Annotated in this window: 7 protein-coding genes; 1 reads left to right on the top strand and 6 read right to left on the bottom strand. The window is 51.1% G+C overall.

The features are described from left to right. Positions 1-7: 7 nt before the first annotated feature. On the bottom strand, positions 8-1,153 hold the full coding sequence (locus tag QZ323_RS03275; protein ID WP_294632733.1) for an N-acetyltransferase: 1,146 nt from the start codon (positions 1,151-1,153) through the stop codon (positions 8-10). Between the two features lie 311 nt (positions 1,154-1,464). Further along, entirely contained in the window at positions 1,465-2,421 is a 957-nt protein-coding gene (locus tag QZ323_RS03270; protein WP_294632731.1) for a calcium/sodium antiporter, read from the bottom strand. A 141-nt stretch (positions 2,422-2,562) separates the two neighbouring features. On the opposite strand from QZ323_RS03270, the gene QZ323_RS03265 reads away from it, so the two are divergent. Beyond that, entirely contained in the window at positions 2,563-4,371 is a 1,809-nt protein-coding gene (locus QZ323_RS03265; protein ID WP_294632730.1) for a mechanosensitive ion channel family protein, read from the top strand. 318 nt (positions 4,372-4,689) lie between these two features. Here QZ323_RS03265 and QZ323_RS03260 read toward each other — a convergent pair whose 3' ends face one another. From QZ323_RS03260 to QZ323_RS03245, 4 genes are all read right to left on the bottom strand, one after another. Beyond that, positions 4,690-5,952 (bottom strand): glycosyl hydrolase family 8, encoded by a 1,263-nt coding sequence (locus QZ323_RS03260; protein ID WP_294632729.1) that lies wholly within the window; start codon positions 5,950-5,952, stop codon positions 4,690-4,692. Positions 5,953-6,044: 92 nt separating this feature from the next. Then, positions 6,045-8,636, bottom strand: coding sequence for a xylan 1,4-beta-xylosidase (gene xyl3A, locus QZ323_RS03255; protein WP_294632728.1), 2,592 nt, complete (start codon positions 8,634-8,636; stop codon positions 6,045-6,047). Positions 8,637-9,338: 702 nt separating this feature from the next. After that, complete coding sequence (locus tag QZ323_RS03250; protein ID WP_294632727.1) at positions 9,339-10,559, bottom strand: SAM-dependent methyltransferase; 1,221 nt, start codon at positions 10,557-10,559, stop codon at positions 9,339-9,341. Positions 10,560-10,564: 5 nt separating this feature from the next. Further along, complete coding sequence (locus tag QZ323_RS03245; RefSeq protein WP_294632725.1) at positions 10,565-11,770, bottom strand: hypothetical protein; 1,206 nt, start codon at positions 11,768-11,770, stop codon at positions 10,565-10,567. Position 11,771 lies beyond the last annotated feature (1 nt).

Raw genomic sequence — 11,771 nt, 5'->3', positions numbered from 1 at the left:
CTTCAGATTATTTCAGCTTTCCTATCTCCCTTACAAAGCAGCGTCTGCGCTTATGCTGTTCGGTCCTGAAGTACTCCCACTGGGCTTGCACTTTGCCGTTCATTTCCAGTTCGGGGTTGCTTTCGGCGTACTCGAAGCCGAGTTGCTGATAAACAGGGATAAGGTCAGAGAAGAGCAGCGCGTTTACCCCTTTGTTCTGGTATTCGGGTTTTACGGCAACGAGCAGCAGGTCGAGCGCCTTGGGATATTTCTTCAGGAAGAGGGTCTTGAGCAGGTGATACCATCCAAGGGGTAACAGCCGCCCGTGTGCTTTCTGAAGGGCTTCGGAAAGTGACGGCATGGAGATACCTACGGCAATCAGCTGGTCGTCGGCGTCCGTGATGAGCGTCACCATGCGCAGGTCTACGATGGGGAGATACATCTTTACGTATTGGTCAATCTGCCGTTGCGACAGGGCGGAGTAGCCGAACAGGGGCTTGTAGGCTTCGTTCATCAGTTCGAAGATGGCTTGTCCGTATTCCTGAGCAATCTTCTTGGGTGATGTGTATTTTTTTATCTTGAGGTTGTATTTCCGCTGGATAAGGTCGGAGATGCGTTTATGCTTGTCCGGTATGGCGTCGGGGATGTAAATCTTGAATTCCACCCAGTCGGCGTCTTTCTCGAAACCCATACGCTCCATGTGTTGCGGGTAGTAGGGATAGTTGTAGATGGTTGCCATTGTACTGAGTTGGTCATATCCTTCGATGAGCATACCTTCGGCATCGAAGTCGGTGAAGCCCAGCGGGCCTTGTATGTGGGTCATGCCGCGTTCCTTTCCCCATTCCTCCACGGTGCGGATAAGGGCTTCGGAGACTTCCGGATCGTCGATGAAGTCGATCCATCCGAAGCGGACGTCTTTCTTGTTCCAGGTCTGGTTGGCCTTGTGGTTGATGATGGCGGCTACGCGTCCTACTATCCGGTTGTCCTTGTAGGCGAGGAAATAGTCAGCTTCACAGAATTCGAATGCAGCATTCTTTTTCTTGTTGAAGGTGTTGAGCATGTCATCGTAAAGGTCGGGGACAGAGTAGGGGTTGCCCTTATATAGTTGGTAGTTGAAACGGATGAACCGTTTCAAGTCTCTGCTTGTGGAAACTTTTTTGATTGTTATTGCCATGGTCATACGTCTAATAAAGTGGCAAAGATACATGATAATCTTTAAAATACCACGTGCTGAGAGAGTAAAAATAATACATTTTCCTATATTTAGTCGTTTTTCTTGCGAGACGGCTAAATTTGGCTCATGAGCTGAATAAAATCGTCTCGTGGGCTGAATAAAATCATCTCATGAGATGATTTTATCTGTCTCACGAGGCAAAATCATTCATCTCACGAGGCAAATTTATGCGTTTGCGGAGGTCTGCCTTGTACTGGATTTATCTTTTCTTGGGCTTCCGGTCCGTTCATACATTACTTGCGAAAGTTAAATTATTTATAGATCAGCGCAATCGTATATGCTATGTAGCAAAGCACCAGTATGCTGCCTTCGATGCGCGTGATGGTCCGTTTGGCGAAGAACAGGCCGAACAGCCACAACAGGATGCCCGAACCGACCAGCGTCAACAGGTCGAAATTAGTGATTCCCGTGAAGTGCAGTGGCGTGATGGTGGCACTGCAACCCAATACGAAGAAGATATTGAACAGGTTGCTGCCGATGGCGTTTCCGATGGCAATCTCCGGATTCCTCTTCAGGGCGGCAACGATGGATGTGGCAAGCTCCGGCAGAGACGTTCCGCCTGCCACAAGGGTAAGCCCGATGACCGATTCGCTGGCTCCCAAGCTGCGGGCGATACCGCTGGCACCATTCACGAACAGGTCGCCGCCGACTATCAATGCCCCCAGACCGCCTACGATGTACAGGACAGACCGCCACATCGGCAGCTGGCTGACTTTCTCTTCCGTCTCCCCCTCCTGCTTCCCTTGGAAAGCGATGGAGAACGTATATCCTAAGAAGATGACAAAGAAGCAAAGCAACAACAACCCGTCGGTGGTACTGAGCAGGTTCTCCGGCTCATGGTTCAGCAGGACATCGTTGGCGCAGACCAACAGGACAACGGAGGAGAGGATACAGAGGGGAATTTCCTTCCGTAAGGTGTTCTGTGAAATGACGATAGGGGCGAAGAGTGCCGTGCAGCCCACAATCATCAGCGTATTGAACAGGTTACTTCCCACCACGTTTCCGATGGCGATATCCGCGCTCCCTTTCAGGGCGGAAGATACGCTGACCGCCAGCTCCGGGGCAGAGGTGCCGAAGGCGACAATAGTCAGCCCGATGACGATGGGCGAGATACGAAAATGCCTGGCTACGGAGGAAGCGCCGTCCGTCAGCCCGTTGGCTCCCGAAAGTATGAGCAGGAGGCCTCCGATAAGATAGATGATATCCATAAAAATATAGTTTTTGGTGCAAATATAGTTATTCCTTTCATGAAATGTGGAAAACATTCCGTATGTTTGGCGCGTTAATTTTATTTGAGTATTCTTATGTTTTGAGATAAAGTATAAAGTTATCCGTCAAAAGGCTTTTGTATGAGAAAGATTAGTGCATTGTGCATTTGTTTGTTGTTTCTGCCCCTGTGCGGGGCTTCTGCCCAATTGGTAGAGAAGGTCAGGGATATTTTCAATCAGGACACCGTGGGGGTGGATGTGCCTCTTCGGACGGACACCGATTCGCTGGATCGGTCGGACATGCGGCGTAAACTGGAAGCTGCGCGGCTGAACGAGGCTAATCTCAGGATGGAGATCGAGCAGATGAAGCTGAAGTATGATGCGGCAGATTCCATCAAGCTGGCACGGCAACGCCTGCGTATCGACTCGCTCCGTAGGGTGACACCGGGTGTCCCTGTGGTGGTGGAGGACGACACACTCTATTATTTGTATGCTAAGCGCGGCGGGCACACGCCGCAGCAACGTGCTGAGATGAACGCCGAGGCGATTACGGAGCTGGGCAAACGGTTCAACTTGCAGCCGGATTCGGTCTATATAGATAGTAGTGACATCGTTGCCGACCTGATGTACGGCAACAAGGTACTGGCATCGTTTACCGACCAGGACGGGCTGTGGGAAGGCTGCACACGCGACGAATTGGCTGCTGCCAAGCGGAAAGTCGTGGTGGACAAGCTCAAGGTCATGAAAAACGAGCATAGCTTGTGGCGATTGGGCAAGCGTATCTTCTATTTCATTCTGGTCATTGTCGGGCAGTATCTGCTGTTCAGGCTTACGACGTGGCTGTTCAATAAACTGAAAGCCCGCATCCAGCGCTTGAAGGATACCCGGCTGAAACCAATCTCCATACAGGACTATGAGCTGCTGGATACGCAGAAGCAGGTGAATCTGCTTGTCTTCCTTGCCAACCTGCTGCGCTATGCGGTGATGCTGCTTCAGCTGGTGCTGACGGTACCGTTGCTTTTCTCTATCTTCCCTCAGACGAAAGACTTGGCATACAAGTTGTTCTCGTATATCTGGGAGCCGATAAAGAGTATCTTCCTTGCCATCGTGGAGTATATTCCTAACCTGTTCACTATCTTTGTGATATGGCTTGCCGTGAGGTATCTGGTGCGGTTGGTGCGCTATCTTGCCAACGAGATACAGTCGGAGCGCCTGCGTATCGGCGGGTTTTATGCCGACTGGGCGATGCCGACGTTTCACATTGTGCGTTTTCTGCTCTATGCGTTCATGATTGCAATGATTTATCCTTACCTGCCGGGATCCAAGTCGGGTGTCTTCCAGGGGATATCGGTCTTTGTGGGCTTGATCATTTCGCTGGGTTCAAGCACGGTGATCGGGAACATCATTGCGGGGCTGGTGATCACTTATATGCGCCCGTTCAAGCTGGGCGACCGTATCAAGCTGGACGACACGACAGGCAACGTGATTGAGAAGACGCCCTTGGTGACCCGCATCCGCACGCCGAAGAATGAGGTGGTGACTATCCCGAACTCCTTCATCATGTCCTCGCATACGGTCAACTTCAGCCAGTCGGCACGCGATTACGGGTTGATTATTCACTCTGAGGTCAGCATCGGCTATGATGTGCCTTGGCGGAAGACGCACCAGCTGTTGATAGAAGCGGCACTGAACACTCCTGGGGTGGTGGACGACCCGCGCCCGTTTGTGTTGGAGACTTCCTTGCAGGATTATTATCCGGTCTATCAGGTGAATGCTTATATCAAGGATGCCAATTGCCTGGCACAAGTCTACTCCGACCTTCATCAGAACATTCAGGACCGCTTTAATGAAGAGGGCATCGAAATCATGTCGCCGCACTATGTCGCTACGCGCGACGGCAGTGGGACAACGACGCCCAAGGATGATCTACGTGGGAAAAAGCCGGAATAAGCCATGACGGAGCTGGACGGATAACAATAGCTCCCGCCCAGCATCGCTTACCATGTCAGTGCGATTTCGGAATAAGGCTTTATCAGGACCGGAAATTCACGTTTCATCCAGATAAAGCCTCTTCTTCACTTAACACTAATCCTAACCTAAATTTAATAAACTATAGTCAAATGTAGATATTTCTATTTGATGTGGATTATCAGGAGTGAGACGGAGTGACAACTCCTTCTCACTCCGTTATTCAGTTCTGTTCCACTTTTTATTCTCAGCCTGTCTTTTTATTCTTCAGGAATGAAAGCAGCGGAAACAACTTTACTTTTATTTCTCCGGGAAGATAATCCGATAGTTTCCGCTCAGGTGCATGAAGGCGAAGAGGCGGAGCAGTCCATCGTAGTATGCATCGAAATAACCATCTTCGTACGGTTCATGCCGGGCATTCCATAACTTGTCTACGAACTTCCGGCTAATCTCGTGCGTGCACATCAGAGAAGCGGCGGCAGAAGTGGCGACGAGACCTACCGAATGACGTAAAGCCTTGTAACCTCCGGCACCGAGCGTATCTTTCACTTGGGTACCGTCTATGTTGTATTGGTCTACGAAGGTGTCGATGCCTTGGCTGTAGAGGAAATTCTGAATCTTATTTCCATATTTCTGTTGCCAGTCTTTGTCGGCACATGCCCAAGAATAGTCCAGGGCTATGTTCATGGGCACACGCCAGGAGTCGAATCGGAAGGCGTCGCCAATGAGGCGGTTACTATTCAGCAGGCTACCGTCGTAGTTGTTGTAGTCGGGGCTTAGGCCGGTTACGGGGTGGATGCTTTTGTGCAGGTATTCGCGGCTGCGTTTGGCACATTCACGCCAAAGGTCGGCTCTACCGTCGTTTGCCCAGCGCGCCCACACCTCGTAGAAGGCAGGGACGTGATAGGAGGGGTCGGTGAAGCGTCCGCCATATGTGTCAGGAACGAAGGTGATGAGCTTATGTTCCAGATTGATGAAGGGCGTCACGCGATTGCTTCCGTCCTTCTCCATTGAGCAGTTGAGGATGTGTTGGGCTTCGGCAAGGTAGTTGATACCGGTGTCATTACCCCAACGGTTGGAGGCAAAGATAAGGGCGGTGACATAGTAGAGTTCTCCGTCGGATGCGGGACCTTGAGCATTGCGAGTGCCGTCTGTCCGGCAGCTCCAGGCAAAGTAGCCTTTCAGCGGACCTTCCTGATGTTGCATGTAGGTCTTCCCCCACCGCCAGAGGCGGTCGAAGATATCTTGTCGATTGAACTGGACAGCAATCATCAACCCGTAAGACATGCCTTCGGTGCGCACGTCGTGATTCTTGATGTCGCTGATATAAGCCATTGAGTCGCCTACTTCAAAGTAGACCTTGTTGGGGCCATGGAACACGTCGTCGAAGACAGACCTGAGTTTGGACTCTACATCTATTTGCTTGTAGCCCATCTCTGCGAAGAGATTACGGTATTTCTGTGTTTCAAAAGCACCTTTCTCCCAAGGTTTTATCAGACTTGTCTGCCGGGAACAGGAGGTTCCGATGATGAGGCAGAGGAGGAGATAGAGTAAATTCTTCATGATAAATTAAGATATTATAGATATAAAAGTTCTTTTTGGGGTTCGCGATCTTAATATTGTTTGATTATGATTATCTAACTGGGAATTAGTTATCATTTCACTGTAACAGCTATCGCCTTTAGCTTCCCGAATTCGGAACAGCCACCGTAAAGCAGTTCATAATCACCCTCTATCGGACGCATGGTATTGGTTTGGGTATCAAACCATTCGAAAGTTTCCTTATTCAACGATATGGTTACGTTTTCCGTTGCACCGTGGGCTATGCTGACACGTCGGAAGGCGCGGAGGGTATGTGACGGACCTTCCTTGTCGCCCGGGCGGCGCAGGTACACTTGCACAACTTCATCGCCATCGCGAGTGCCTGTGTTGCTGACGGGGATGGTCAGGGTGAGGGTTTCGCCATCTTTTATTTCCGGTGCGCTCAGTGCGGCATTGCCGTAGCTGAAAGTAGTGTAGCTCAAGCCATGTCCGAAGGGGAAGAGCGGCGCCTCCGTCATGTATCGGTAAGTACGTCCTTTCATTGAGTAATCTTCAAAGTCGGGTAACTGCGATGTGCTCTTATAGAAAGTGACCGGAAGGCGTCCTGCAGGGTTGTAGTCTCCGAAGAGAACGTTGGCAATGGCTGTGCCTCCTGCCTGACCAGGATACCATGCCTGCAGAATAGCGTCGCATGTCTTGGTTTCCGGTGTCAGGGCGATGGCGGAACCGGAGAAGTTGACAAGCACGACTTTCTTTCCTGCCTTTTTCAGCTCGGCAAGCAGGCGGCTCTGAATAGAGGGCAGTTCGATAACTTCGCGGTCTCCGCCTTTGAATCCGGGGATAGTGACACGCATCTCTTCGCCTTCTACTGCGGGCGAGATACCTCCGGCAAAGACGATGACGTCTGCATCTTTGACGCGCTGTACGGTTTGGCTCAGGTCGACGGGAATCTCACGGCCCATATCGAAGTCGAGTGCCGCATCACGGTTGTGGAAAGCGAAGTCGATGCGAATATGATATTCCTTTCCGGCTTCTGCGGAGAGGGCGTAGGTTCTGATGTTGTTCTTGAAGTTCATGCCTTTTGCCACCTCTTCATTGTTGATAGAGAGGCGTGTGAAGCCTTGGGTCTGGAAGTGGAAGGCGATCTCTTCACTTTTCTCGGGGCGGAATACGGATTCATAGCTGGCGGAGAAGTCGGTAAGATTGACTCCTGCGGCAAAGGCAGTGGCACCTGTGGTGATGAAGTGGAACGGGGTAGTGATTTGGGTGGTGACATCGGGTTCGCCTTCTTGCTTGGGATTGTTCCAGTACTTAGCACTGAAGCCTTGCTTGCCGTCCATGCTGCACTGCTGGAATACGCTTTGCAGGGTGACGTCGGAGGTGAGGTCGCATCCCGGTTCGTAGATGAGTCGGGATTCGGGAAGGTACTGGCGCAGCCCTTCGAGCAGGGTGGCGGTATGTCCTGGGAAACCGTTGTAGTTGCCCCATTGCATGACAGAATCGTTGGCATTGGGTCCTACGAGGGCTATCTTCATCTCTTTATTCAGAGGCAACAGGTTGCCGTTGTTCTGCAAGAGGACGAGGCTTTCGCGTGCCATACGAAGGGCAAGCTCGCGATGTTCTTTGCTGTCCACTACGCTGTAGGGTATTTGTGCCCACGACACCAGTTCGGGACGGTCCATTTCGCCCAGTTCAAAGCGGGCTTTCATCAGGCGTTTCAGCGAGACGTCTATCTTCTCTTCGTCAATCAGACCCTCGGCAACGGCTTGGGGGAGCGAGGCATAGCTCTGTCCGCATTCCACGTCCGTACCTGTTAGGACGGCTTTGGCGGAGGCATGTTCCTTGTCCGGTTCCGTCTCGTGGGCGCCGGGATTGAAGAAGTCGTTGATGGCCCAGCAGTCGGATACGATGATGCCTTTGTAATTCCATTCGTTGCGGAGAATCTGCACCAGCAGGCGGTTACTTCCGCAGCAGGGTTCGCCTTCGAAACGGTTGTAGGCACACATCACTTCTTTCACGTCAGCCTTACAGACAAGGTCTTTGAAGGCGGGGAGATACGTTTCCCACAGGTCACGCGGGTCTATCTTTTCGGCATTGAAACTGTGCCGGTTCCATTCGGGACCGGAATGTACGGCAAAATGCTTGGCACAAGCGTGCAGCTTGTCATACTTCTCGCTGTCGGGACCTTGCAGTCCGCGTACGACCGCCATGCCCATTTGTCCGGTCAGGTAGGGATCCTCTCCATAGGTCTCCTGTCCGCGTCCCCAGCGCGGGTCGCGGAAGATGTTGATGTTGGGCGTCCATACGGTGAGTCCCTGATAACGTTTCAGTTCGCCCTCGCGGCTGAAGGCAGCGTTCTTGGCGCGGGCTTCGTCGGAGACAGCAGTAAATACGTCGTAGAGCAAGTCGCTATCGAACGAGGCTCCCATACCGATGGCTTGCGGGAATACAGTGGCAAGTCCGGCGCGTCCTACGCCGTGTAAGGCCTCGTTCCACCAGTCGTAGGCTTTGATGCCCAAGCGGGGGATGGCGGGTGAGGTGCTTTGCATCAGGGCGGCTTTCTCTTCCAGTGTTAACCGGCTGACTAAGTCGTCGGCACGTTCTTCGGGAGTGAGCGCCGGGTTCTTGTAAGGAGGTTGTGAGCACGAAAGAAAGCAGAGGCTGAGGCAACCTGCTGCAACGAGTAACTGAATTCTTTTTTTCATGATATTGATATGTCTTTATGATGTTAGTAATCGGTTCCTGTTTCGCCATTTGGCGGACAGTTACAAAAATAGGCAGAATATCGGAAACGGGAAAAGAATAATGTATCAGATATATTATCCTATGTTTCAGAAAGCGGTTTCTGTGTTACATTTTGCTTCACTGAGGTTACATCGGAGGGTGCAAGAGCGGCAGCAGGACATCTGTAGGCACATTTGACATTTTGCTTTTCGGAGGTCACGAGAATGCGCTGTTTCCGTCCAGAGGAAGGGATGAACGAAAAGAAAAGAACGAAAATTCGTATTTTGATGATTTATAGGTTAATATATAAATCTATACAACTCTAAAAAAAGAAAAACGTATCTTCCACTCTCCCTTTTCGTACTTTCCGGTGACGAAATATAGTGGATTGGGTGAAAACAATATATCTAATGCATCGGAACAATATATCTAATATACCGGAACAATATATCTAATGCATCAAAACAATATATCTAATGTGTCCGATCAACCTATTTGCCATGTCGGATTGTCGTTTTTAAGGTGGAAAAAAGCGATCCGCACGGCATAAATAGGGTATATTTTGTCAGCAATATGTATAATTAGCGCATGTTTATTCCGAAGTTGGAGTGGCAGGATTCTATTTCTTCGCTTTTAGAAAAAACGTTTGTCAGTAAAATCGTTATTTAGGTGATATTTTATTCTTAAAAGGAGACTTTATTGCACTTGATGATAACTTTCTGCTCGTTGCCAAGTGTGGTGGCAAACAGGTAAACATCTCCTCCTTCCGCGAGTTTGAGGCGCTTTCGCAGTTCTGCTACCGAGGCGGGGAAGTTGCGCACTGTGATGTTTGCCTTCTTCGTGTTTCCCAGTGTGGCTTTCATCTCTTTCTTGTTCAGCGTGCAGAGTCCCGCTATCTGAAAACACCTTCCGGGGAAGCCTTCCACCGGAAGTTCCGAGGTGTAAAGGTGGCTGTTGGGGTGCAGTTTTTCTACACGGTAGATACGGGCGATGCTTCGGAAGGCGCCTGCCTTGAGGAGGGAGGCATTGGGCTCATACAGATACTTGCCGGGAATATCGGCATAAATGCTTGCGCTTGCCTGCTCCTGAGCACGTGTGAAACAGAAAGCTGGTTGCCCGTCGGGCATGCATCTGCCACCTTTTGCCTGTAGGTTGACGCAATGAATGGGAATCTCTTCCGGTGCAAGGTCGGCATGCCCCAGTATCAGCAACAGTTCCTTGCACTCGTTATTGACGGAGACAATGTGTGCCTCCTGTACGTGCTTCAGTTCCTGCAAGGCGAGTGAGAGGTCCAGCATGGGCGATAGCTTCACCATCACATGCTGTGCTTTGGCAAGCAACAGCGTTTCCAGTGCCGATACGTCCGGTTCGCAGTCGGCAATGGCGACGGTCTTCCCGCCGTGCCCGTCGCGTCGGGCGGGGTCGATGAATATCCAGTCCACGGGAGACATCTCTTGCAGATGGCGGACGCTGTCTGTATTTTCTATTCGGATATGCGTCAGTCCCAGTTGCGGGAAATTGTGTGCGGCAATCTCGCAAAGCTCCTCCTGACGCTCCACATACGTTGCCTGTTGGAATTTGCCGGAAAGAAAGGCGCAGTCGATGCCGAAGCCTCCGGTCAGGTCGGTGAGTGTGCCCGCAGGAAGTGCGGGGATGAGCGATGCCTTATAGCGTGCCGTAGCCTCCGAAGAGCATTGCTCCAAGGATAGGTGGCGGGGATATACAAGCTCTTCCACCTTGTGCCACGAAGGAATCTTCTCTGCTGCCGCCTGTCTGCCCGCTATTTGGGTCAGGGCGGCGGGCATGTCCACACCCGGATATTTCGGTGCCTGCAAGGCAAGCGTACGTACATCGTCTTTGCTGTGTTCGCGTATGAAACGCAATGTATCGTTGTTCAGTTCCATAAATCCTATCGTTTGTTGGTTTCCTTGGCTTCGTCGTCCGACGGAGAAACGTCTGTCCGACACGCTTCCGCCTCCCGGAGCATCGTTTCCATAATGTCTAGGTCCGAGAAGACCTCACCCTGCATCAGATACTTGTCCTGCTTGCCGGACACTTCCTCATAAATCTCCTTTGCCCGCTCCGGCTGATGTTCCCAGTGCAAAGCCAGTGCGCAGAGCAGGCGTGGTTTGGAAGACATGACAGCCTTGTACAATTGGATATGCTTCTTTACTCCATCTGTATAGAGTCGTTCCACCTCCTCTTTCCTCCGCTTGCCTATCAGCTCGAGGAAGAGCAGTTCGCACTCGATCTCTCTTGCATATAGCCCGATGATTTTCCCTTTATACGGTTCCATTTCACTGAACAAGGCGTGTGCCGTCTCAAACTCTTTCCGGTCCATATAACGCGAGATATAGAGCAGCCTTACGGCAACTTGCAGGAGGTCCCTGTAGTCAGTCACTTCGTCATTCGGGAACCACTCGTCCGGCATGTCTTTCAGTCTGACGCCTTTCTGTGCTTCCGCGTTTACGGCCAACTGCAAGGCAAGATACCTCCGTGCGTTTACGTCTCGTCGCATCAGTATCAGGTTGTAAGCATCATTCGTAATGCCCGCCGCCTTCATGGGGATGCCGTTCATCAAGGTAAACAAGAATCCGCAGAAAAAGAAGAACAGGAGGAACACGTGCAACGGTAGCGGCATGTCGGGATAGGCAATCCAAAGGGCGAGTGCTCCGCTTGCCGTTAGCAGGTTCATCAGCACGCCTCCCGCGTTATACCAGAAGTAAGGCATCTGTTCGTACGGTCCGTCCGGTGGAGAGAGCAGGCATTGTCCACCCGTGCCGGAGATGGAGAAGCGTTTGAAGCGGAACTTTCCTTCCTCCTTTATCAATGTAAGGTTTCCTATCCGGAAAGAGACGAACCGGTAGCCGGTGACAAATCCCAGCAACAAGTGACCTCCCTCATGCAGGATGACTTGCAGGAAAATAGCAAGAATCAGGCTGATTAGTGATAATAGGCAAGAAAGTACTAATTTGCTTGCCTGTATTTCCTCCACTTTCTCAAGGAATCCGCTTGGCATAATGTCCGTAAAGAGCACAATGTAAAGCATCACTGCGCCACAGCCGATACACGCTCCCAGCAGGAGAGAAAATATGATTTTGAGAACTTGTTTCATG

The organism is uncultured Bacteroides sp. (genome assembly GCF_910585845.1).
Classification (GTDB): Bacteria; Bacteroidota; Bacteroidia; order Bacteroidales; family Bacteroidaceae; genus Bacteroides.
Note: the sequence above shows the minus strand (reverse complement) of the source record. Positions and strands in the feature narration are given on the sequence as shown.

Bases quoted from the DNA above. Each gene is read 5' to 3' on its own strand.
- QZ323_RS03245 (WP_294632725.1), bottom strand. From the start codon at position 11,770: ATGAAACAAGTTCTCAAAATCATATTTTCTCTCCTGCTGGGAGCGTGT.
- QZ323_RS03270 (WP_294632731.1), bottom strand. From the start codon at position 2,421: ATGGATATCATCTATCTTATCGGAGGCCTCCTGCTCATACTTTCGGGA.
- QZ323_RS03265 (WP_294632730.1), top strand. From the start codon at position 2,563: ATGAGAAAGATTAGTGCATTGTGCATTTGTTTGTTGTTTCTGCCCCTG.
- QZ323_RS03260 (WP_294632729.1), bottom strand. From the start codon at position 5,952: ATGAAGAATTTACTCTATCTCCTCCTCTGCCTCATCATCGGAACCTCC.
- xyl3A (WP_294632728.1), bottom strand. From the start codon at position 8,636: ATGAAAAAAAGAATTCAGTTACTCGTTGCAGCAGGTTGCCTCAGCCTC.
- QZ323_RS03250 (WP_294632727.1), bottom strand. From the start codon at position 10,559: ATGGAACTGAACAACGATACATTGCGTTTCATACGCGAACACAGCAAA.
- QZ323_RS03275 (WP_294632733.1), bottom strand. From the start codon at position 1,153: ATGGCAATAACAATCAAAAAAGTTTCCACAAGCAGAGACTTGAAACGG.